We start from the raw sequence: 21,711 nt of genomic DNA, 5'->3' as shown, positions 1-21,711 counted from the left end.
ATGGTTCACCCCACTGCCCTCTCAACCTCCTCCAACAGCCGATCCGCCGCCTCGATCTCCGCCCTCAGCCGGGGGATCCACGCGTCTCCCCAATAGAGATAGCAGCTCGTCTCGGCCCGGAGGATGGCCTCCCGGGCCCGGCTCAGCTTTTCCCGGACCTCCTCCGGCACCCCGGCCTTCACCCGTCGCCGGATCTCGTGGGAACGCCGGCTCACCTCCCACAGCGCCCTCAGAGCCCCCTGCTGCCCTGGGCTCTCCGCCCACTGGGAGAAGTCCTCCCCGCTCCGGGGGCCGATGTTCCAGGCGCCCCGCTCCACCCTGACCACGGATGCGGGCGGGTGGTCCCGCACGTACTCCGAAAGCAAGATGGGGCGGATGGAGATCTGGCCTGCCCGCACCCGTTCCATGTACGGCGAGAAGAAGTGTCCCAAAAACCCGCCTCTTCCCGAGTCTGCCGGAACCACCCTCCGTTCTCTCCATCCGTCCAAGTGGTCACCAGGCAGGGTTTGCGGGCCCTCGCCGTTTTGTGTCGCACCGCTCCATCAAGCCAGGTCGGATCCAGGCCACTCTGTTGGGCATTGCTGAGGTCGAGGGCATCCTCCCAATCCATGCGCTCCATCGGCCGGACATGCACGCCGTCCACCACCACGTACTCGTACCCGGACCGCACCAGCACCGGAATCATCTCCATGGTGAAGGCCAGCTCGGGAGGCCAGAAGATTCGCGGGTCCCGACCGAACACCTCCCGGATCCTTCTCCTTCCCTCTTCCACTTGATCCTCCCAGTCCTCGGGGGGATGAGGAGCTCCAGATTTCCGGGAGGTTGGTGCGTGTGGAGCCCCAGCAGATGGAACACCTCGCCCATAACCTCCTCCTCATGCGGTGTACACGGAGAGGGTCTGTTCCGCTACCCGATCCCAGCTAAAAGCGGTTTCCACCGCCACCCGTCCGTTCCGCCCCATCCACCGGGCCCGCTCGAAGTCGCGGAACAACGTTCCGATCCCCCATGCCACGGATTCCGGATGGGGATAGATCTTGAGACCGTTCACCTCGTGCCAAACGAACTCGTCCGGACCCCCGTTCTTCGTGGCCACCACGGGCTTTCCCGCGCTCCATGCTTCCAGGATGGTAATGCCGAAGGGCTCGTTCCGACTCGGCACGCAGACCACATCGCATGCCTTGTACAGTTCGGTGAGCTCCCGGCCGTTCCGGTACCCCAAAAACCGGCAGGCATGCGCCACCCCGAGTGCGTGGGCCTCCTGTTCGCAGATCCACCGCATATCCCCGTCTCCCACGAATACGAATTTCGCATGAGGATAGGAGGGGAGGACCATGGGGATGGCACCGATCAGGAGATCCGGACCCTTCTGGTACGTCATCCGTCCGCAGAACAGGACCGTGGGATCTAGGGGCCCGATCCCGTACCGGGCTTTTACCGCTCCCGCATCAAGGAAACCGTCGAAGGCATGCGGGTTGATCCCGTTGTAGATCACGTGGAGTTTCCAGGCGGGAAGGTGGTAGATCCACTGGAGCTCTCCACGGAGGGCGTGGGAGACCGTGATCACCCGATCCGCCACGTACGTTCCCTGCCACTCGATGTCGCGGATCCGGGCGGATCGGCCTCCGCAGAACCAGTTCCCGCATCGCCCGTACTCGGTGGAGTGCATGGTGAGGATCCCTCTCCGCCCCCTGCCCTCCTTAATCCAGATCATGGCCGGGGCCGTGAGCCAGTCGTGGGCGTGGACGACATCGAATCCCGCTCCCATGTAGTCCTCCGTGGCGAAGAGGTGGTGCACGAAGGAGCGGCACATGTTGTGGATCTCCTCCACGAAATCGGGATGCAGATCGAAAGGGCATCGGTGGTACCAGACGCCTTGGATCCGCTCCAGCTGAGGCTGGCCAGGCCCCATGCGGGTGAACACGTGGACCTCGTGGCCCTTCCGTTCCAGGGCCGCGGCCAGCTCCGTCACATGAACCGCCACCCCGCCCACGGGGATGGAGTGCAAGGACTCCCACGCGAGGAGGGCAACCCGCATGACATTCCCTCGACCGTCCACGGCACACGAAGCCCATCCACGAGTGGGCAGCGCGATCCGGTGGCAACGCCTTCACCGTGGGAAAATCGGACAAGGTGGGTCCGCGTTCCGTCGGGTAGATCGGCTCCGCGCTGTAGACTCTACGCCTCCGGAGAGCAGGACAGCAAGACCGAACGCCTGGCCGAGGGGAAAGGTCAGGTCCGTTCGAGGCGCACCGCCTCCAGCGCGGAGAGGACCTCGGGGAGGGAGTCCAGGTCCTCCAGGGCGTATCGGAGTCTTCGGCGCCAGTTGGGGTACTGGTGGCCCAGGGTTCCCGGGAGGTTCTGGGGTCTGTGCTCCTGCCACAGGTCCTCCAGGTTCACCAGCACGCACGCGGCCCGACTCGCGGCCAGGAACCGCAGGCTCGCGCGCAGTGCCCGTGCCACGTCCGTGGGATCCACCGAAAAGGCCCGGGCCAGGCCCGCCACCACGCGTTCCCGATGTTCCCGTTCTGACCGCGCCCGCTCCGCATCCACCAAGCCCAGCGCCTCCCGTTCCCGGACGTCCTCCCCGGTCCAAAAGGCGGCAAAAGGGGGGGTGTCATGGGTTCCCAGGGAAGCCACCGTATTGGGCGCGGGCTCCCGGGGCCCCCCCGAGGGATCCCCCTCAAAGATCAGGACGTACATGCGCCACAACCCATGCCTGTCGAGCCTCGAGCGCACTGCCCGCGGGACGGTCCCGAGATCCTCCCCCACCACCCCGGCCCCATGGCGCCAGGCTTCCAGGAGCAGCAAGGCGTACAACTCGTCCGCGGGATACCGCACGTACACGCCCTCGGAGGCGGGAAAGCCCCGGGGGATCCAGTAGAGCCGGTGGAGTCCCATCACGTGATCCACCCGGAGCAGCCGGGCCACCCGGAAATGGTGGGCGAGGCAGCGGCGGAGATACGCGTATCCCTCCTCCCGGATGCGCAGGGGGTGGAGCGGCGCAAAGCCCCAATCCTGGCCCTGCGCCGCAAACGGATCCGGGGGAGCGCCGACCGAAACGCCCTCCACGAAGAGGTGCTGGAACCGCCAGGCGTCGTAGCCGTCCGGATGTACCCCGAGGGGAAAGTCCAGATACAGCCCCGGACCTGCGCGCGCCGCATGCTCGAGCTGCCGGTGGGCCAAAAACTGTCCGTACGCATACGCGCGCACCGTGGCGGGCGAGACGCCCTCGAAATTCCGGCTCTCCCGCAGGGTCTCCGGCCAGGTCCGCCACGAGGGTGGGAAGCGCTCCAAGGCGGCCCGGAACCGGGCGTAGTCCTCCACGAGGGGATGCACGGCCCGCCACGCTTGAAATTCCGCCTCCTCTGCGGGATCCAGGTGGGCGCTTCGTTCCATCAGGCGATCCCGCTTTCGGGCGAAAACCGAGGGGTAATCCACGAGCTGCCCATCTGGAGATCCGCCATCCTCGGGCAGGCGTACGAAGAGCTCACTCCACACAAGCCGGCTGAGGGGACGGTATGGACTGGGATCCTCGGGAAACACGGGCAAAAGCGGCAGGGTCCCCACCCGATGTCCCCCGCGCGCGGCCACCCATTCCCCGAACCGACGGAGATCCTCGAAGTCCCCGATGCCCTGGCTCCCGCGAGACCACAGCCCGTAAAGCGGCGCGAACACTCCCCAGATCCCGCCCTGCAGGGCGATCCTGCGGGGGGCCGAGATCACCGTGGTCCGATACCCGTTTCCGCCCACCTCCACCCGGGCCTCGTGGACCCCGAAGGGGAACCGGCCCGGCATCCGCACCTCCCACCCTCCGGATCTCCGGGGCGAGGCGGTCAGGTGGCTCTCTCCGACCTCCTCCCCGTCCTCCCGCCGCACCCAGCAGGCCAATCGATCCGGCTCCGTGCGGAGCCGTAGGAGGATCCGGATCCTTCCCTCCCACGCCACGGTCACGGGTTCCACGATGGGCAACGGAGCGCGGGGATCAACTCCCAGGGCATCCACCACCGCGCGGACAGCATCGGGAGAGGAGCGACGCAGGCGGCCCGAGATGTCCCAGTAGGCGAGCTGGATCCCGAACGGACGTGCCCCTCGATCCCCTCTCACCGCTCGTCGCTCTCCACAGACGGGATTTCCCCCCGCAACACCACCAGCTGGCGCGCCGGGACGAGGACGGCCTCCTGGACTCGTGGGAGAATAGCCCGGTCCTCCGGATCCGTACTCCACACCCGCTCCCATCCCTCCGGGACTTCCGGGAGCGTAAACCGCACGGGATCCTCCCCACCGTTGAGCAGCACGAGAAAGGTTCCTTCTCCCCCCGGAAGGAGCATGCCGAACGCCCGTAGCGCCTCCCACTCCCCGCTCGCCACCTCCCGGCCCACGGGGTGCCACCACCGCACGGGCGGAAAGGTCTGCCTGCGGAACCCGGGATGCCTTTTCCGGAATGCCACCGCTTCCTGGACGAACCGCAAAAACGCCTGTCGGCGAGGATCGAGGTCCCAGGAATACCAGGAGATCTCGTTGTCCTGGCAATAGGCGTTGTTGTTCCCCTGCTGGGTTCGGGAGAGCTCGTCCCCGCCGAGCAGCATGGGCACTCCTTGGGAGAGCAGTACGGTGGCCAGGAGGCTGCGCTTGAGGGTCTCCCGGCAACGGACGACCGCGGGAGACCCGCTCGGCCCTTCCACCCCGCAGTTCGTGCTGTAGTTCTCCTCCGGGCCATCGCGGTTTTCTTCTCCATTCGCCTCGTTGTGCTTGCGCTGGTAGCTCACCAGGTCCTCCAGGGTGAACCCATCATGGCAGGTGACGTAGTTCACGGAAGCGAGAGGACCCCGCGAAGGGTAGAGATCCGGACTTCCCACCAGCCGCGCTGCCATCTCCCTGCTCATGCCCGCATCCCCCCGCCAGAACCGGCGCACCGCGTCCCGGTACCGGTCGTTCCACTCCCGCCAGGGTGGCAGAAATCGGCCCAGTTGATACCCGTCCGGGCCCAGGTCCCAGGGTTCCGCGATGAACTTCACCTGGGAGAGCACGGGGTCTTGGGCCACCGCCTCGAAGAAGGCGGAACGGAGGTCCACCCGATCCCCCACCCGGCCCAGAGCCGGGGCAAGGTCCAGGCGGAACCCGTCCACGTGCATCTCCAGGACCCAGTACCGGAGGGTGTCCAAAGCCAGCTGCACCACGAAGGGGCGCGCGAAGTCGAGGGTATTTCCCGTGCCCGTCACGTCCTCGTAGAAGCGGGGGGCCTCCGGCCGCAGCCTGTAGTACGCGCGATTGTCAATCCCCCGCAGGGAGAGCGTGGGCCCCCGGTGATCCCCTTCCCCCGTGTGGTTCAGCACCATGTCCAGGATCACCTCGAACCCCGCTCGGTGCAGCGCCCGCACCATGCGCTTGAACTCGCGGACCGCACTCACGCCATCCCCTGCGGCGAACCGGGGGTCCGGCGCCAGAAACGCCAGGGGGTTATACCCCCAGTAGTTTGCGAGGCCCCGCTCCACCAACCGCCGATCCTGGACCGCTGCCTGCACGGGCAACAGTTCCACCGTGGTGATGCCGAGCCGTCGCAGATGGTCCAGGATGGGCTCACAGACGAGTCCCAGGAACCTCCCCCGCAGTTCCTCCGGCACCTCCGGGTGGAGTCTGCTGATCCCCTTCACGTGTGTCTCGTAGATCACCGTCTCCTCCCACGGCACCCGGGGGGGACAGTCGTCCTCCCAGTCAAAGGAAGGATCCACCACCGCGCCAAGGGGCGCATACGGGGCGCTGCTCCGGGGATCGAAGGAGAGGTCTTCCTCCGGATCTCCCATCCGGTAGCCGTAGAGGCTGGCATGCCAGTGAAGGTTCCGACCGATGGCTCTGGTGTACGGGTCCAGCAGGACCTTGTTCGGATTGAATCGGTGGCCCCGGGAGGGTTCGTAGGGGCCGTACACCCGGTAGCCGTAGAGCTGTCCCGGTCGGAGTCCCGGCAGGTATCCGTGCCAGACGGAGGCCGTGCGGCCGGGCAGGGGAACCACATAGGCGGGCTCCGGGTCTTCGGGTCGGTCAAAGAGCAGAAGCTCTACCGCCTCCGCGTGCACGCTGAAGACCGCGAAGTTCACCCCCTGTCCGTCCCAGCAGGCGCCGAGGGGGTGGGGACTCCCGGGGAGGACCTTCATCCCCGCTCCCACCGCAAGAACACCGCCCCGAGGGGTGGGAGCGTCAGATCCAGTGAGTACGGCCGGCCGTGGGCGGGGATCGCCTCCGCCCACACGCCCCCCAGGTTGCCCCATCCCGATCCTCCGTAGGTCTCCGCGTCGCTGTTGAGGATCTCCCGCCAGTACCCGGGCCGGGGCACGCCCACCCGGTAGTGGGGCCTGGGAACCGGGGTGAAGTTGCAGGCCACCAGCACCAGGTCGCCCTGGCGGCCCTTGCGCAGGAACACCAGGACGCTGGCATCCCGGTCATGGGGTTCCACCCACTCGAACCCCTCCGGCTCGCAGTCCAGCTGGTGGAGGGCGGGCTCCGTGCGGTAGGCGTGGTTCAGGTCCCGCACCCATCGCTGCACACCCCGGTGGCGCGGGTCGGTCAGAAGGTGCCAGTCCAGCTCCATCTCGTGGCTCCACTCCCGCCGCTGGGCAAGCTCCGCGCCCATGAAGAGCAACTTCTTGCCGGGTTGTCCGTACATGTAGCCCAGCAGCAACCGCAGATTCGCGAACTTCTGCCAGTCGTCCCCGGGCATCTTCTCCAGCAGAGAGCGCTTCCCGTGCACCACCTCATCGTGGGACAGGGGCAGGACGAAGTTCTCCGTAAACGCGTAGAGCATGCGAAAGGTGAGCTCCTCGTGGTGGTACTTGCGATAAACGGGATCCCGGCTCATGTACCGCAAGGTGTCGTGCATCCACCCCATGTCCCACTTGAATCCGAATCCGAGCCCTCCCAGGAAGGTGGGACGGGAGACCAGGGGCCAAGCGGTGCTCTCCTCCGCAATGGTCTGCACGTCCGGATGGTTCTGATACACTGCCTCGTTCAGCCGTCGCAGGAAGGCGATGGCCTCCAGGTTCTCCCTCCCGCCGTACTCGTTGGGGATCCACTGTCCCTCGGGCCGGGAGTAGTCGAGGTACAGCATGGAGGCCACCGCGTCCACCCGGAGCCCGTCCGCGTGGTAGCGGTCCAGCCAGAACAGGGCGCTGCTGAGGAGGAAGCTCTGAACCTCGTGGCGGCCGTAGTTGAAGATGGCGCTTCCCCAGTCGGGGTGCAGGCCCCGGCGAGGATCCTCGTGCTCGTAGAGATGGGTGCCATCGAAGAAGGCCAAGCCGTGTGGATCCGTGGCGAAGTGGGAGGGGACCCAGTCCAGGATCACCCCGATCCCGTGCCGGTGCAGGGTGTCCACCAGGTACATGAAGTCCTGGGGCGTGCCGTAGCGGCTCGTGGGTGCGAAATAGCCCGTGAGTTGATACCCCCAGGAGCCGTCGTAGGGGTGCTCCATCACGGGCAGGAACTCCACATGGGTGAACTCCATCTCCTGGACGTACGGGGCCAATCGCGATGCGAGCTCCCGGTAGGAGAGGAAGCGGCCGTTCTCCCCTCGCCGCCATGACCCCAAGTGCACCTCGTAGATGGCGATGGGGGCCTCCCGGGCGTTTCGCTTTGCCCGGTCCGCCATCCACTCCCCATCCGTCCACCCATATGTGAGATCCCATACCACGGAGGCTGTCCCGGGCGGAGTCTCTGTCCGGAACGCAAAGGGATCCGCCTTGTCCAGCACCGGCCCGTGCCGGGAGGTGATCCGGTACTTGTAGAGGGCTCCCGGCCCGACTCCGGGTACGAAGCCTTCCCAGATCCCGGAACGCCCGCGAGGAGAGAGTGGGTGCCGGTATGGATCCCACCCATTGAAATCCCCTATGACGGAGACCCGCTGCGCGTTGGGTGCCCACACCGCGAAGTACGTTCCCCCTTCCACGGGGTGTGCCCCGAGCTTTTCGTACGCCCGTAGATGCGTCCCTTCGTTGAACAGGTAGACATCCTCCTCCGTAAGCAGGTGAAGAAGCATCTCATCCCTCGGACGCGTTCATGGAACTCTCGTCCTCCACCCCCTGAGACTGCCCCCGTCCCCGCTGGAGCCGGATCTCCTCGGCCAGGATGTCCCGCTCCGCGCTCCACTTCAGCCGGTTCAGGGTGTGCTCCACTTCCTGGACGAGGATCTGGTGAACCGCTTCCGGAGAGAGGAACGAAATCCCCGGATCCAGAACCACTCCGTAGCGAAGGAGAGTGCCCTCCTCCACGAGCTCCAGCTGAAAGCTTCCCGCATAGTCCAGGAACGTCCCGTACGCCTGCTGCCAGGCCACCTGGACGTGCGGGGTCAGGGTGGCCCGGATGACGGACTCCACGGGAATTCCTGCCAGATAGCCTTTCAGGTGCACCACCACCGCGTGGGGTTTGCGCTCCACCACCTCCGCCCGCATCCACACCCCGCTCCATCTCGGCAGGCGATCCAGCCGCGCCACCATCCCGTACACCTGCCGGGGAGGGACCCGGAAGTACCGGCTGCCCGTGTACGCGACGCCCCGGGGGGGAGACACGCCCGCCGGCGCGGCAGGGGCGGGAGGGGCCCGCCGCCGACGGCGCCGGGGGGAGCCGGATTCCGTCACGGGATCATGGCGCGCACGAGGCGGGCCGCTTCCACCATGGCCTGCAGCTTCGCCACGGCCTCCTCCACCGTGCACGTCCGGAGTCCGCAATCGGGCGAGATGTGCACCCGATGCGCGGGGAAAACTTCCAGGGCGCGCTGGATGCCGGACACCACCTCCTCCACGGGTTCCACCCGGTGGCGGGTCACGTCGATCACCCCCAGCCCCACGTCCCGGGTGAAGGGGTGCGTTCGGAACACTTCCAGCAGGGCGTAACGGGTGTTGGCGAGGGCCAGGTCGATCTGGTCCACCGGGAGACGCAGCATGTCGGGGTAGATCCTCGTCACGTCTCCGTAGCAGATGTGCACAATGGTGTAGACTCCCAGGTCCTCCGTGACGTGCGCCAAAGCTTCCCGGGCGAGCTCGAAGTCCTCCTCGGGTCGGCTGTGGATGGCGGGCTCATCGATCTGGATGTACCGGGCCCCCGCCCGCACCAGATCCTGGGCCTCCTCCCTGAGGACCCGTGCGAGATCCGCGATCAGATCCCGCCGCGCCGGATAGTACTCGTTGAAGGACCACTCCGCGAGGGTGTACGGGCCCGTGAGGACTGCCTTCACCGGTTTCGAGGTCAGGGACTGGGCGAACCGGAACCACTCCACCAGGAGGGGATGCCGCCGACCCACGGGCGCGACCACCACGGGCTTCCGATAGTACCGGTTCCCGAAAGCCCGCACCAACCCCGCGATCCGAAACCCGTCCAGCTCCTCCGCGAAAAAGGTCACCATGTCCGCCCGGTACTGTTCTCCGTCCACGAGGATGTCCAGCCCCAGCTCCTCCTGTCGGCGGATCCACTCCCGGGTGGCCTGCTGCTCCAGTCCCCGGAGGGCTTCCCGATCCAGCTGGCCGCGGCGGTACTTCCGCCGGGCCGCCAGGAGTCCGGGCGGTTTCGGGAAGGAGCCCACGGTGGTGGTCGGGAGGTATGGAGGGATCATACGCCCACTCCCAGGACCGTCCGTTTGGCCTCCACCAACCGTTGCAGTTTCGCCCGGGCCACCTTCCGCGGTAGGAACTCCAGCCCCGCGCTGGGGTTGAGGTAGATCCGGTCCAGGGGAACGTACCGGGAAACGCGATCCAGGGCCCTCAGCAGATCTTCCAAACTCTCCAGGCGCGTGTTCCGTGCATCCAGGATCCCGAATCCGAGCCACTTCTCGAAGGGGGCTTTCTCGAGGGCCTCCCAGTTCCGGGGCCCCGCCACGAAATCGAGCCCGATCACATCAAAGGGCAGGTCCAGGATCTCCGGGTAGATGTCCAACACGTCCCCGAAGTAGGTGTACAGGGCGAGGGGTGCCCGCACGCCCTCCGTCAGCGTGATCATGGCCTCCCGGAAGAGGGGGAAATCGCCCTTGTGTCGGAGGATGCCGGGTTCGTCCACCTGGATGAGGGGTGGATCCTCCGCATCGAGAGCCCGCAGCTCCTGATTCAGGGCCAGAGCCAGGTTCAGGACGAAGTCCTCAAAGGTGGCGTAGTACCGGTTCTGGCTCAGGCGGGCGAGGGTATACGGCCCCGTGATGACGGGCTTTACGGGCCTGGGGCTGTGGGCCTTGGCGAACCGGTAGTCCTCCACGGTGATGGGATCCGTCCAAAGCACCTCGCCCTCGGCCACGGGCATCCGGTAGTACATGTTCGTATCGAACCATCGCTGGAGGCCGTCCAGGGTGAACCCCGTGAGGCCCCGGGCGAAGTAGGTCTGGGCGTCTTCCCACCGGATCTGCCCGTCGGTGATGAGCTCGATGCCCGCCTCCACCTGCTCCTGGATCACCTCCAGGGTGACCTCCCGTTCCACCTGGAGGAACTCCTCCGGTGAGATCTCCCCCCGCTCCAGCTTCTCCTTCGCGCTCCGCCACCGGCCGGATGCCGGCAGATCGGGAATCTTGGGGTAGCTCCCCACCACGGTGGTGATCATGAGGATCCTCCGATGGTCTCCTTCGCGATGATGAGGCGCTGGATCTCGCTCGTCCCCTCCCCGATCTCGCACAGCTTCACGTCCCGATAATACCGCTCCACCGGGTAGTCCCGGAGGTAGCCGTAGCCTCCGTGGATCTGCACCGCCCGCTCCGCGGCCCTGCGGGCGGCCTCCGAGGCGAGCAGCTTTGCCATGCTCGCCTCCTTCCGGAACGGCAGCCCTTGGTCCGCCCGCCAGGCAGCCCGCAGCACAAGCCACCACCCGGCCTCCAGTTCCGTGTGCATGTCCGCCAGCATCCACTGGATGGCCTGAAAGCGCGCGACGGGCTGCCCGAAAGCGGTGCGCTGTCGGCTGTACGCGAGGCTCGCCTCCAGGGCCGCCCGTCCGATGCCGATGGCCATGGCTCCGATCCCGATCCGGCCCCGCTCCAGCACCTGCAGGGCCTGCACATATCCGTCCCCTTCCTCCCCGATCCGGTTCTCCTCGGGAACCTCCACTTCCTCGAAGACCACCTCCGCGGTGTCCGACGCCCGGAGCCCCAACTTCTTCTCCCTCTTCCCCACCCGCACGCCGGGGGTGTTCCGGTCCACGAGGAAGGCGCTGATCCCGTACCGGCCGGCCCGGGGATCCGTTTTCCCCAGCACCACATACACCCCCGCCACGGACCCCTGGGTCACGAACATCTTCGTGCCGTTGAGGACGTAGCGATCTCCCCGGCGCTCCGCCCGGAGGGAGATCGCGGCCGCATCGCTGCCCGCATGGGGCTCCGTGAGGCACCAGGCTCCCAGGGTTTCCCCGGAGGCGAGCCGAGGGAGGTAGCGGACCTTCTGGGCCTCGCTCCCGAACCGGGCGATGTGGGCCGCGGCCAGGCCGTTGTGGGAAGCCACGGTGAGGGCCACGCTGCCGTCCGCCCACGCCAACCGCTCGATCACCAAGACCTGGCTTACGAGGTCCAGCCCGACCCCCCCGTACCGCTCGGGAACCGTCATCCCCCAGAGCCCCAGAGAGGCCAGGCGGGGAACCAGCTCTTGAGGGAACCGGGCCTCCTCGTCCCACTCGCCCGCGTACGGCCGGATCTCCCGGGCCGCGAAGGCCTCCACCGTCTGCCGCAGGATGCGCTGCGATTCCGTGAGGTCGAACTCCACTATCCCTTCACGACCCCCATGGGCCGCATCTTCGCCACCTTGCGGGAGATCCCCGCGTGGTGGCAGACCTCCACCACGTCCGCCACGTCCTTGTAGGCCTCGCTCGCCTCCTCCGCGAGCAGGCTGCGGTTCTGGGCCCGCACCAGGATCCCCCGCTCCTCCAGGACCCGGGCAATGTCCACGCCCCGCAGCTCCCGCAGGGCTGCCTTGCGGCTGCGCACCCGGCCCGCGCCGTGGCAGGTGCTCCCGAAGGTCTCCTCCATAGCCCGATCCGTCCCCACGGCCACGAAGGAGTACCGGCCCATGTCCCCGGGGATGAGCACGGGCTGCCCGATCTCCCGGTACCGGGCAGGGATCTCCGGGTGACCCGGGGGAAAGGCCCGGGTGGCCCCCTTCCGGTGGACCACCAGCCGTTCCTCCTTCCCGTCCACGGGGTAGGTCTCCACCTTCGCGATGTTGTGGGCCACGTCGTAGACCACCTCGAGCCCGATCTCCGGGAGCGGCCGATCGAGCACCTTGCTGAACGACTCCCGCACCCAGTGGGTGATCATCTGGCGGTTCGCGAAGGCGAAGTTCGCGGCACAGCACATGGCCCGGAAGTAGTCCTGGCCTTCTGGGGACTGGAAGGGCATGCACGCGAGCTGTCGGTCCGGGAGCGAGATCCCGTACTGGCGGATGGCCCGGTCCGCCACCCGCAGGTAGTCCTCGCACACCGCGTATCCGAGGCCCCGGGAGCCCGTGTGGATGAAGACCACCACCTGTCCAGGCCGCTCGATCCCCATCGCCTTCGCGGCCCGCGCGTCGTAGATCTCCTCCACCACCTGGACCTCCAGGAAGTGGTTCCCGCTGCCCAGGGTTCCGATCTGATCCTTCCCCCGCTCCTTGGCCCGCGGGCTCACCTTCTCGGGATCCGCGTCCGGCAGCCTCCCGCCCGCCTCAATGGTCTCCAGGTCCTCCTCCCGGCCGAACCCTCGGCGCACCGCCCACCGGGCGCCGTGCGCCAGCACCTCGTCGATCTCCCGCATGGAGACCCGGACCTTCCCGGTGCTGCCCACCCCGGACGGCACGTTGCGAAAGAGCTCGTCCACCAGCTCCCGCAGCTTCGGCCGGACCTCCTCCTCCGTGAGGTTCGTGCGCAGCAGTCGTACGCCGCAGTTGATGTCGTACCCCACGCCGCCGGGCGAGATGACGCCGTCCTCCACCCGCATGGCGGCGACCCCCCCTACGGGGAAGCCGTATCCCCAGTGGATGTCCGGCATGGCCAGGGAGTACCGCACGATCCCCGGGAGGGTGGCCACGTTGGCCACCTGTTCCAGAGCCTGCTCCTGCCCGATCTGGTGCAGCATCTCTTCGTCCGCGTACACAAGTCCCGGAACCCGCATCCCCGGCTTGTAATCCCGGGGGATCATCCACCGGTAGTCGTCCACCTTCCGTAAAACCCGGGTCCAAGCGGTCGCCTGGGAGGACATGGGGATCACCTGCCCGTATGGCCTTCAACCATAATGGTAAACGAAAAAGCCCCCGTGCCCCCGGGGGCTTCCTGCTCCTTTGGGGGGCTGGGTTCAGAAGGGAACCGCTTCGACCGCCTTCACCTCCGGGATCTCCTCCCGGAGCATGCGCTCCACCCCCGCCTGGAGGGTCATGAGGGAGTACATGCACCCCACGCAGGCGCCGGCCAAGCGGATCTGCACGATCCCGTCCTGCACGTCCACGAGCTCGATATCCCCGCCATCCGCCTGGATGTACGGCCGGATGGATTCCAGAACCCGCTCCACCCGCTCGTAAAGATCCCGTTCCTGGTTGTCCACCGCTTCCCTCATCCCGCTCCCCCCTCAGATGGGCTCCGCCTCGCCGCAGGGCTCCACCTGCCCCTCCTCCTCCGCCACCTTGAAGGAGTGGCCGCATCCGCAGGTGGCCACCGCCCGCGGGTTATAGACCGCGAATCCCTCCCCCATCGGGGTCCGCCGGTACTCGATGCATGCCCCCCGCATGAGCCGCAGGGTCAGGGGGTCCACCACGAGCCGGATGCCGTGCTGCTCGAAGACGGTGTCCTCCTCCCGGCGCTCGGTGTCGAAGGCCATCCCGTACGAGAACCCCTCGCACCCGCCCTGGGTCACGAACAGGCGCAGGTAGGCTTCCGGCGCCCCGCTCTGCTCCATCAGCTCCCGGAGCTTGCTCGCCGCACTCGGCGCGATGGTGATCACGGTCCCCCTCCTCCCGACGTCAAGCCGATTGTAGACGCCCGCTGACCTCGTGTCAAACACCTAACGGGTCCGTCCCGCCTCCACCCGTTCCGGGAGGCCCGTGGCCACGGGCTGCTGCGCGTTCTGCCAGGCCAGGATCCCGCCCGCCAGGTTGTACACGTTGTCGTATCCCCTGGCCCGGAGCCACTCCGTGACCTTCCCGCTGCGCTGGCCGCTGGCGCAGTAAACCACCACGGGCCGGTCCCGGGCGATCTCCCCGTACCGGGTCTCCACCTCTCCCATGGGGATCCAGTGCATCCCCGGGATGTGGGCCTGGGCCACCTCCCAGGCCTCCCGCACGTCCACGAATTGGGCCCGGCCCAGCCACTCCGAGGCCTGCGCCACGGTCACCTCCGGCTTGCGCTCCGCCTGGTGGAGGTCTCGGCCCGGCAGCGGCACCCCGCAGAACTCCTCGTAGTCGATGAGGGTCCGGATGGTCGGCTCGTCCCCGCACACGGGGCACCGGGGGTTCCGCTGCCACCGCACGTACCGGATGTCCCCCTCGAGGACGTCCACCAGCATGAGCCGGTTGACCAGGGTGGCTCCCACCCCCAGGAGGATCTTGATGGCCTCCAGGGCCTGGTAGCTCCCCAGGAATCCCGCCACGGCCCCGATGATCCCCCCCTCCGCGCAGGAGGGGACGGCCCCGGGTGGTGGCGGCGAGGGGAACAGGCACCGATAGCATCCCCGTCCGGGAAGGTAGGTGGTGGCCTGTCCCTCCCACCGCAGGATGCTGGCGTCCACCAGAGGCTTGCCCAGCATCACGCAGGCATCGTTCACGAGATACCGGGTGGGGAAGTTGTCCGAACCGTTCACCACCACATCGTAGGGCCGCAGGATCTCCAGAGCGTTCTCGCTGGTGAGCACCGTCTGGTAGGTCACCACCCGCACATCCGGGTTGATGTCCTCCAGGGTCCGTCGGGCGGACTGGGTCTTGGGCCGACCTACGTCGTGGGTGAAGTGTAGGATCTGGCGCTGCAGGTTGGTGAGGTCCACCCGGTCACCGTCCACGATCCCGATGGTCCCCACCCCCGCCGCGGCCAGGTACAGGGCCGCGGGGGATCCGAGCCCGCCCGCGCCCACGATGAGGACGCTGCTGTCGAGCAGCCGCCGCTGTCCAGTAACCCCCACCTCCGGCAGGACGATCTGCCGGGAGTACCGTTGCATCTGCTCCTCCGTAAGGAGTGGTTGCGCCTGGATCACGGTTTTGCCCTCCTCGGATCCCGAAGTGTTGACTTCACGGGAATGCGGGGGCTAGTCCCTCCGCGGGCTACCCCCGCCGCGGACAGATGCACTCACGAGGCCGGTGGACGAAGGAAGGGGTACGCATCACGTCTCCTCTAGCAGGGTACCCGAGGATCCGAGGCGTGTCAAACCTCCTCCGGACCGGTACAATGACTCTGGACGAACACCCGACGGCGGAGCGGAGGCGCCATGGACCTCTACGACATTACCATCATTGGGGCAGGCCCCACGGGTCTGTTCGCGGCCTATTACGCGGGCTTCCGCGCCCTGCGCACCAAGATCATCGACAGCCAATCGGACCTCGGGGGTCAGGTGACCGCCCTGTACCCCGACAAGTACATCTACGACGTGGCGGGCTTCCCCAGGATCCTGGGAAAGGACCTCATCCGCAATCAGATCGAGCAGATGATGCAGTACAACCCGACCATCGTGCTCAACGAGCGGGTGGAACGGCTGGACCAGCTCCCGGACGGCACCTACCGGCTCACCACCCACACGGGGCAGGAGCACTTCACCCGGGTGGTCCTGATCGCGGCCGGCATCGGTGCCTTCACCCCCAAGAAGTACAACCGCCCGGAGATCGACCGGTGGGAGGGACGGGGGTTGGAATTCGCGGTGCGGAACCGGGAGGACTACCGCGACAAACGCGTCCTGGTGGTGGGCGGAGGCGACAGCGCCCTCGACTGGGCCCTCAACCTCCTGCCGCTCGCCAAGGAGCTCACCCTCATCCACCGACGGGACCAGTTCCGGGCCCACGAGGACTCCGTGCGCAGGCTCTTCGCGAGCACCGCCCGGGTGAAGCTCTTCTACGAGCTCAAGGCCCTCCAGGGCCGGGATCGGGTGGAAGCCGCGGTGGTCTTCAACAACCGCACGGGAGAGGAGGAGACCCTGGAAGTGGACGCGGTGCTGGCCTTCCTGGGACTCGTGAGCGACCTCGGGCCCATCCGGGAGTGGGGGCTGGAGCTCCACGAGGACAGCATCGTGGTGAACACGAAGATGGAGACCAACCGCCCCGGCATCTACGCGGCAGGGGACGTCACGTACTACCCGGGGAAGCTGAAGCTCATCGCCACGGGCTACGGGGAGGCGGCCACCGCGGTGAACAACGCGTACACCTACCTCCATCCGGGCGCCAAGGCCTTCCCCGGACACTCCAGTGCCATCATGGAGAAGAAGGAGAAGGAGGCCGCGAAGGCGGCGGGGCGCTGAACGGTCATTCCGGCCGTTCCACGGACTGCGCCACGGAGAGCCCGTGGGCCTCTCGTTCCACCTCCCGTCGGGCGATCCACGTCAGCCACCCCGCCAGGGTCCATCGGGCGGGCTTGCGGGGGAGTTCCCGGAAGGCCACCGTCAGGACGTCCGCCAGGACGTGCTCCAACTCCTCCGCAGTCCCCTCCCGCCCCACGGCCCGGAGTTCCCGTTCCAGGACGCGGCGCAGGTGAGGGAGCTCCTCCTCCACGAGGGCGTGGAAGGCTTCCCGGTCCCCTGCCAGGGCCTGATCCAGGAGCGCCCGTTCCTCCATCAGGGCCTGCTCGTACGCCCGGACCGCCTCCGCCGAGAGGGAGGCCCGTTTGCGTTCGTGGGCGTAGTCGCGGCGTAGCCGGGCCTTGAAGTGGCCGATCTGTTCCTCAAGATCCTCGAAGGCGGCTTTAAGAAATCCCTCCAGAGTCTCGGCCCGGTTCCGCCGCGCCGGGAGGACGTGCGTCCCGATCCGCAGACGCACGCTGCCCGTATACTCCTCCTTCCGGGCGGCCCGCTCCACGGTCAGTTCCAGGTGCAGCAGATCAGGCGGAAAGTGCCGCAGCCGGCGCCTGATGCGCTCCAGGTGCCGCTCCAGTGCCTTCTCCGCATCCCGGCTGAACGCGCACCGCTTCGTGACGAGATGGAGGTTCATCCCACATCATCCTCCCAGAGCGCCTGCTCCCAGGCGGGCTCCACGGTGCAGGTGGCGCACTCCGGCTCCTGGACCGCCACCCACCGCACCGTCTCCTCGACCTCCCGCCAGTCCACGGGGTCCGGGTGCCGCAACCACCATCCCTCCCAGTAGATCCCCCGGGCATCCACGCAGGCCAGCACCGCCTCCGCCTCCCGCCCCCCGTAGGCCCTGCGGTTCGCCCCCGCGGGGTCCCGCAGCTGGCTGAGGGGGAGATCCAGGAAGGGATCGGGCTCCGAGTGGAGGACCACGGGCTCCCCCTCCCAGACCCGATAGGCCGGGACGCGCTGGAGGAGCTCCCGGATCAAGCGCCCGCAGGCCGGACAGGTCGGGCCGTGTACCATCACGAGCAGCACGGGGCGGTGGAACGCCCACAGAGGTCGCACCTCCGTGTCTCCGGAGGGACCCACCACCAGGAGCGGCGGCGCGGCCCGGCGGGGACGGAGCGGAAGAGGCCTCACGGTGTGGAGGCCATGGCCCGGTCCACCTGCTCGTCCGCGTGGTAGCTGCTGCGCACGAGCGGGCCGGACTCCACGTGTCGGAACCCCATTTCGAGCCCGATGCGCTTGAGCTCCGCGAACTCCTCCGGGGGGACGTACCGGTGCACGGGCCAGTAGCCCTCCCCGGGGCTGAGGTACTGGCCCACGGTGAGGATGTCACAGCCGACCGCTCGCAGGTCCCGCATGGTCTCCAGGACCTCTTCAAAGGTCTCCCCCAACCCCACCATGAGCCCGCTCTTGGTGAGACACGGATATCCCCAGGCCTTCACCCGCCGCAACAGCTCCAGGGACCGGTCGTAGTTGCCGCCCGTGCGAACGAGCCGGAAAATCCGGCGCACGGTCTCGATGTTGTGGTTGAGGATATCGGGCCCGGCGTCCAGGACGGTGCGCAAGGCATCCGGATCGCCCTTGAAGTCGGGGATGAGGACCTCCACGGTGCAGGTGGGGAGGTATGCCCGGATCTTCCGGATGGTGGCCGCGAAGATGCCCGCTCCCCCATCCCGCAGGTCGTCCCGGTCCACGGAGGTGATCACCGCGTGCCGCAGTCCCATGGCCTGCACCGCCCGCGCCACCCGCTCGGGCTCCTGCAGATCCACCTCGCTGGGCAGTCCGTGGGCGATGGCGCAGTACGCGCAGTTCCGGGTGCACACGTTGCCGAGGATAAGGAAGGTGGCGGTGCGCCGCTCCCAGCAGTCCCCGATGTTGGGACAGCGGGCCTCCTCACAGACCGTGTGCAACCGCAGATTCCGCATGATGCCCACGAGTTCCTGGTAGTTGGGTCCGCCGGGAAGCCTGGCTTTCAGCCAGGGCGGCCGTGGGAGCGGAGCGGGCTTTGTCGCCTGAAGCGCCATCTCTGTCCTCCTTCGCCTCTAGCGGGTGACGGGATCCACCGCCTCGAGGCACTCCTTCACCCGGTTCAGGAACCGTACCGCCACCTCTCCATCGAAGACCCGATGATCGAAGGCCAGCCCCAGGTGCATGACGGACCGGATGGCGATCCCCTCGCCCCGGACCACGGGCCGCTTCGTGATGGCATCCGTAGCCAGGATGGCCGCCTGCGGGTGGTGGATGATGGGCATGGACCAGACGGAGCCGAACACCCCCGGGTTGGTGAGGGTGAAGGTCCCGCCCTGCACCTCCTCCAGGCTGAGCTGCCCCTCCCGGGCCCTGCGCACGAGCCGGTCCAGCTCCCGGACGATGCCCACAAGGCTCTTCTCGTCCGCGTCCCGGATCACGGGGACCAGGAGGCCCCGCTCCGTGGACACCGCCACCCCGATGTGGATCCTTCCCCGCAGCAGGATCCCCTCCTCCGTCCACTGGGCGTTCACCACGGGGTAGGCCCGCAGGGCCTCGACCGCGGCCCGCAGGAAGAAGGCGGTGTACGTCAGCCGGACCCCGTACCGACGCTCGAAGTCCTCACGATTCCGCTCGTAGTATCGCACGAGGTCCGTGACGTCCGCCTCCACCAGGGCGTAGGCATGGGGGATCTCCCGCACGGAGCGGCTGAGCCGCTCCGCGATGGTCCGGCGGAGGGGATCCAGGGGCACGAGACGATCCTCCCGTTCCCCCTGCACGGGGGCCGTCTCTGCGGGAGAAGGGGTTCCGCGCTGCTCCAGGTAGCGGAGGAGGTCGTGCTTCGTGATCCGGCCGCCGGCACCGGTTCCCGGGATCCGCTCCAGCTCCTCCCGGGAGATCCCGTGCTCCCGGGCGAGCCGGGCCACGAGGGGAGACAGCCGCAGGCTGCGCTCCTCCACGGCCCTTCCCTCCGCGGGAGGCGGCTGCTCCGTCTCCATCAGGGCGATGGGGGTTCCCGTGGGGACCGTCTGTCCCTCCGGGACCAGGATCTCCACCAGCCGGCCCCCGAGGGGGGCGGGCATCTCCACGTTCACCTTCTCCGTGATGAGCTCCACCAGGGGCTCGAACCGCTCCACCCGATCCCCCGGCCGCTTGAGCCACTTCCCCACCGTGGCCTCGTACACCGTCTCCCCGAGTTGCGGCAGCTTCACCTCCACGGGCATCTCCGACCTCAGTACCGTGCGAGGCGGCGGATGGCCTGGGCGATCCGATCCGCGTCGGGCATCCAGGCCTCCTCCAGGGATCGCGCGAAGGGCACCGCGGGCACGTCCGGCCCGCCCAGCCGCATCACGGGGCCATCCAGTTCCTCGAAGGCCTCCTCCGCGATGAGGGCCGCGATCTCCGCCCCGTACCCGCAGAACCGGTTGTCCTCGTACACCACCAGGGCCTTGTTGGTCTTCGCCACGGACCGGAGGATGGTGAGCTTGTCGAGGGGACGGAGGGTGCGGATCTCCACCACCTCCACCTCGATCCCCTCCGGCTGCACCATCTCCGCGGCCCGTAAAGTCTCGTGCAGCATCCAGCCGTAGGTGAACACGGAGAGGTGCTTTCCGGGCCGTCGCACCACCGCGGGTCCGATGGGCACCTCGTAGTCCTCCTCCGGCACCTCGCCCCGAACGATGCGGTACAGGCGCTTGTGCTCCAGAAAGAGCACCGGGTCCGGGTCCCGCACCGCGGCCTTCAGCATCCCCTTCGCGTCGTACGGGGTATACGGAGCCACCACCTTCAGGCCGGGCACGTGGGCGTAGAAGGCCTCCACACACTGGGAGTGGTAGAGGGCCGTTCCGTGTGCACCGCCGTAGGGGACCCGGATGACCAGGGGGCAGCCGAAGGCCCCGTTGCTTCGGTAGCGCATGCGGGCCGCCTCGCTCACGATCTGGTCGAAGGCCGGGTGGAGGAAGTCCGCGAACTGGATCTCCGCGATGGGCACGAGACCGTTTATGGCCATGCCGATGGCGCACCCCACGATGGCAGACTCCGCCAGCGGCGTGTCAATCACCCGCTCTTCTCCAAACCGCTCCAGCAGCCCCGCGGTGACCCCGAAGACCCCGCCCTTTGCGCCCACATCCTCTCCCAGCACCACCACCCGCTCATCCCGGGCCATCTCCTCGTGGTGTGCCCGGTTCAGGGCGTCCAGGTACCGCAGCTCCGGCATCCGGTCACTCCCGGGGAATCCAGTACACGGGATCCGCGGGCCGGTCCGGTTCGGGGTCGTGGTACACGTGCCGCAGGAGTGTGGCCGGATCGGGGTCCGGAGCCCGCTCCGCGGCCTCCGTGGCTTCATCCACCTCCCGCCTGGCCCTCGCCCACAGGGCCTGATCCCGAGTGTCGTCCAGCAGCCCCACGGATCGGAGATAGCCGCCGAACCGCACCAGGGGATCGCGCCGGCGGGCGGCCTCCAGATCCTCCGGGGAACGGTACCGTTCCTGCTGGTCCTCGCTGCTGTGGGGGCTGAGCCGCTCCACCCGGAACTCCACCAGGGTCGGCCCCTCGCCCCGCCGGGCGCGCTCGCAGGCCTCCCGCATCACCCGGTAGGCCTCCAGCACGTCGCACCCGTCCACGCTTACCCCCGGCATGCCGTAGCCCGCGGCCCGGACCGCCACGCTGTCCACCGCCATCTGTTTGTGCAGGGGCACGGAGATGGCGTAGCGGTTGTTCTCCACACAGAAGATGCAGGGGACCCGGTGTACCCCCGCGAAGTTCAGGGCTTCGTGCCAGTCGCCCTCGCTCGTTCCCCCCTCCCCGATGGACACCACCACCACCTCTCCCGTGCGCCGGACCTTCGCCGCGTACGCGATGCCCACCGCGTGCGGATACTGGGTGCCCACGGTGCTGCTCCCCGACAGGATCCTGAGACGTGGGGAGCTGTAATGGCCCGGCATCTGCCGCCCCCCGGAGCTCGGATCCGTGGCCTTGGCCAGGACCGAGAGGAGGATCTCCGTGGGCGTCATCCCCTTCACCAGGCACGCGGCCAGGGAGCGGTAGTAGGGCACGAACCAGTCCCGTTCCCTGTCCAGGGGCCACACCATGGCCACCTGTGCGCCCTCGTGGCCCGGGGCAGAGACCACGAACCGGGCCTTGCCGGCCCGCTGCAGCTGCCACATGCGCTCATCCAGCACCCGGGCCAGGACCATGTACCCGTACATCCTCAGCACGTCCCCGTCCGAAAGGCCCAGGTTCGTGTGCTGGGGCTTTGCGGTGATCTCCGGCGTCATGGGGGAATCCCG

At 67.9% G+C, this 21,711-nt stretch carries 20 protein-coding genes; 1 reads left to right on the top strand and 19 read right to left on the bottom strand.

The window, feature by feature from the left end; translation table 11 throughout:
* Positions 1-5: 5 nt before the first annotated feature.
* From QN206_05590 to moeB, 13 genes are all read right to left on the bottom strand, one after another.
* Entirely contained in the window at positions 6-431 is a 426-nt protein-coding gene (locus QN206_05590; protein MDR7614280.1) for a hypothetical protein, read from the bottom strand.
* A 443-nt stretch (positions 432-874) separates the two neighbouring features.
* Positions 875-2,035: a glycosyltransferase family 4 protein gene (locus QN206_05585; GenBank protein ID MDR7614279.1), complete on the bottom strand. Its 1,161-nt coding sequence runs from the start codon at positions 2,033-2,035 to the stop codon at positions 875-877.
* Positions 2,036-2,229: 194 nt separating this feature from the next.
* Positions 2,230-4,104 (bottom strand): 4-alpha-glucanotransferase, encoded by a 1,875-nt coding sequence (locus tag QN206_05580; GenBank protein ID MDR7614278.1) that lies wholly within the window; start codon positions 4,102-4,104, stop codon positions 2,230-2,232.
* Positions 4,101-6,149: a glycogen debranching protein GlgX gene (gene glgX / locus QN206_05575; protein ID MDR7614277.1), complete on the bottom strand. Its 2,049-nt coding sequence runs from the start codon at positions 6,147-6,149 to the stop codon at positions 4,101-4,103. Before glgX ends, QN206_05580 begins: the two co-directional genes overlap by 4 nt.
* Entirely contained in the window at positions 6,146-8,023 is a 1,878-nt protein-coding gene (gene glgB, locus QN206_05570) for a 1,4-alpha-glucan branching protein GlgB (GenBank protein MDR7614276.1), read from the bottom strand. The genes glgX and glgB overlap by 4 nt, the downstream gene beginning before the upstream one ends.
* A 1-nt stretch (position 8,024) precedes the next feature.
* Entirely contained in the window at positions 8,025-8,552 is a 528-nt protein-coding gene (locus tag QN206_05565; GenBank protein ID MDR7614275.1) for an SRPBCC family protein, read from the bottom strand.
* A gap of 65 nt (positions 8,553-8,617) precedes the next feature.
* Complete coding sequence (locus QN206_05560; GenBank protein MDR7614274.1) at positions 8,618-9,592, bottom strand: methionine synthase; 975 nt, start codon at positions 9,590-9,592, stop codon at positions 8,618-8,620.
* Positions 9,589-10,563 carry a methylcobamide--CoM methyltransferase gene (locus tag QN206_05555; GenBank protein MDR7614273.1) on the bottom strand — a complete coding sequence of 325 codons (975 nt, stop codon included), beginning with the start codon at positions 10,561-10,563 and terminating at the stop codon, positions 9,589-9,591. The genes QN206_05560 and QN206_05555 overlap by 4 nt, the downstream gene beginning before the upstream one ends.
* The gene (locus QN206_05550; GenBank protein MDR7614272.1) at positions 10,560-11,708 is read right to left on the bottom strand and encodes an acyl-CoA dehydrogenase family protein; all 1,149 of its coding nucleotides are present in this window, start codon (positions 11,706-11,708) and stop codon (positions 10,560-10,562) included. Before QN206_05550 ends, QN206_05555 begins: the two co-directional genes overlap by 4 nt.
* The gene (locus QN206_05545; protein MDR7614271.1) at positions 11,708-13,177 is read right to left on the bottom strand and encodes an RtcB family protein; all 1,470 of its coding nucleotides are present in this window, start codon (positions 13,175-13,177) and stop codon (positions 11,708-11,710) included. Before QN206_05545 ends, QN206_05550 begins: the two co-directional genes overlap by 1 nt.
* A 93-nt stretch (positions 13,178-13,270) precedes the next feature.
* On the bottom strand, positions 13,271-13,528 hold the full coding sequence (locus tag QN206_05540; GenBank protein ID MDR7614270.1) for a NifU family protein: 258 nt from the start codon (positions 13,526-13,528) through the stop codon (positions 13,271-13,273).
* Between the two features lie 12 nt (positions 13,529-13,540).
* Entirely contained in the window at positions 13,541-13,912 is a 372-nt protein-coding gene (locus QN206_05535) for an iron-sulfur cluster assembly accessory protein (GenBank protein MDR7614269.1), read from the bottom strand.
* Positions 13,913-13,972: 60 nt separating this feature from the next.
* Positions 13,973-15,154, bottom strand: coding sequence for a molybdopterin-synthase adenylyltransferase MoeB (gene moeB / locus QN206_05530; GenBank protein MDR7614268.1), 1,182 nt, complete (start codon positions 15,152-15,154; stop codon positions 13,973-13,975).
* Between the two features lie 231 nt (positions 15,155-15,385).
* Between moeB and QN206_05525 the strand changes: the two genes are divergently transcribed.
* The gene (locus QN206_05525; protein MDR7614267.1) at positions 15,386-16,405 is read left to right on the top strand and encodes an NAD(P)/FAD-dependent oxidoreductase; all 1,020 of its coding nucleotides are present in this window, start codon (positions 15,386-15,388) and stop codon (positions 16,403-16,405) included.
* Positions 16,406-16,409: 4 nt separating this feature from the next.
* Here the strand turns inward: QN206_05525 and QN206_05520 are convergent, their stop codons facing one another.
* The 6 genes from QN206_05520 to QN206_05495 all read right to left on the bottom strand — a co-directional run bounded on the left by QN206_05520 (position 16,410) and on the right by QN206_05495 (position 21,699).
* On the bottom strand, positions 16,410-17,090 hold the full coding sequence (locus QN206_05520) for a hypothetical protein (protein ID MDR7614266.1): 681 nt from the start codon (positions 17,088-17,090) through the stop codon (positions 16,410-16,412).
* Positions 17,087-17,515, bottom strand: a complete 429-nt coding sequence (locus QN206_05515) for a hypothetical protein (GenBank protein MDR7614265.1) — start codon at positions 17,513-17,515, stop codon at positions 17,087-17,089. The genes QN206_05520 and QN206_05515 overlap by 4 nt, the downstream gene beginning before the upstream one ends.
* 71 nt (positions 17,516-17,586) lie before the next feature.
* Positions 17,587-18,480, bottom strand: a complete 894-nt coding sequence (gene lipA, locus QN206_05510; GenBank protein MDR7614264.1) for a lipoyl synthase — start codon at positions 18,478-18,480, stop codon at positions 17,587-17,589.
* 18 nt (positions 18,481-18,498) lie between these two features.
* Positions 18,499-19,647, bottom strand: coding sequence for a dihydrolipoamide acetyltransferase family protein (locus tag QN206_05505; protein ID MDR7614263.1), 1,149 nt, complete (start codon positions 19,645-19,647; stop codon positions 18,499-18,501).
* Between the two features lie 8 nt (positions 19,648-19,655).
* The gene (locus tag QN206_05500; protein MDR7614262.1) at positions 19,656-20,639 is read right to left on the bottom strand and encodes an alpha-ketoacid dehydrogenase subunit beta; all 984 of its coding nucleotides are present in this window, start codon (positions 20,637-20,639) and stop codon (positions 19,656-19,658) included.
* A 4-nt stretch (positions 20,640-20,643) separates the two neighbouring features.
* On the bottom strand, positions 20,644-21,699 hold the full coding sequence (locus QN206_05495) for a thiamine pyrophosphate-dependent dehydrogenase E1 component subunit alpha (protein MDR7614261.1): 1,056 nt from the start codon (positions 21,697-21,699) through the stop codon (positions 20,644-20,646).
* Positions 21,700-21,711 lie beyond the last annotated feature (12 nt).

The organism is Armatimonadota bacterium, from assembly GCA_031460175.1.
GTDB classification, from domain to species: Bacteria; Sysuimicrobiota; Sysuimicrobiia; order Sysuimicrobiales; family Sysuimicrobiaceae; genus Sysuimicrobium; species Sysuimicrobium tengchongense.
The sequence above is the reverse complement of the archived record's forward strand: the minus strand, read 5'-3'. Positions and strand labels throughout refer to the sequence as shown.

Excerpts from the sequence above, each read along its gene's own strand:
- QN206_05585 (MDR7614279.1), bottom strand. The coding sequence starts at position 2,035 with ATGCGGGTTGCCCTCCTCGCGTGGGAGTCCTTGCACTCCATCCCCGTG.
- glgX (MDR7614277.1), bottom strand. The coding sequence starts at position 6,149 with ATGAAGGTCCTCCCCGGGAGTCCCCACCCCCTCGGCGCCTGCTGGGAC.
- glgB (MDR7614276.1), bottom strand. The coding sequence starts at position 8,023 with ATGCTTCTTCACCTGCTTACGGAGGAGGATGTCTACCTGTTCAACGAA.
- QN206_05560 (MDR7614274.1), bottom strand. The coding sequence starts at position 9,592 with ATGATCCCTCCATACCTCCCGACCACCACCGTGGGCTCCTTCCCGAAA.
- QN206_05555 (MDR7614273.1), bottom strand. The coding sequence starts at position 10,563 with ATGATCACCACCGTGGTGGGGAGCTACCCCAAGATTCCCGATCTGCCG.
- QN206_05545 (MDR7614271.1), bottom strand. The coding sequence starts at position 13,177 with ATGTCCTCCCAGGCGACCGCTTGGACCCGGGTTTTACGGAAGGTGGAC.
- QN206_05540 (MDR7614270.1), bottom strand. The coding sequence starts at position 13,528 with ATGAGGGAAGCGGTGGACAACCAGGAACGGGATCTTTACGAGCGGGTG.
- QN206_05525 (MDR7614267.1), top strand. The coding sequence starts at position 15,386 with ATGGACCTCTACGACATTACCATCATTGGGGCAGGCCCCACGGGTCTG.
- QN206_05520 (MDR7614266.1), bottom strand. The coding sequence starts at position 17,090 with ATGAACCTCCATCTCGTCACGAAGCGGTGCGCGTTCAGCCGGGATGCG.
- lipA (MDR7614264.1), bottom strand. The coding sequence starts at position 18,480 with ATGGCGCTTCAGGCGACAAAGCCCGCTCCGCTCCCACGGCCGCCCTGG.
- QN206_05505 (MDR7614263.1), bottom strand. The coding sequence starts at position 19,647 with ATGCCCGTGGAGGTGAAGCTGCCGCAACTCGGGGAGACGGTGTACGAG.
- QN206_05500 (MDR7614262.1), bottom strand. The coding sequence starts at position 20,639 with ATGCCGGAGCTGCGGTACCTGGACGCCCTGAACCGGGCACACCACGAG.
- QN206_05495 (MDR7614261.1), bottom strand. The coding sequence starts at position 21,699 with ATGACGCCGGAGATCACCGCAAAGCCCCAGCACACGAACCTGGGCCTT.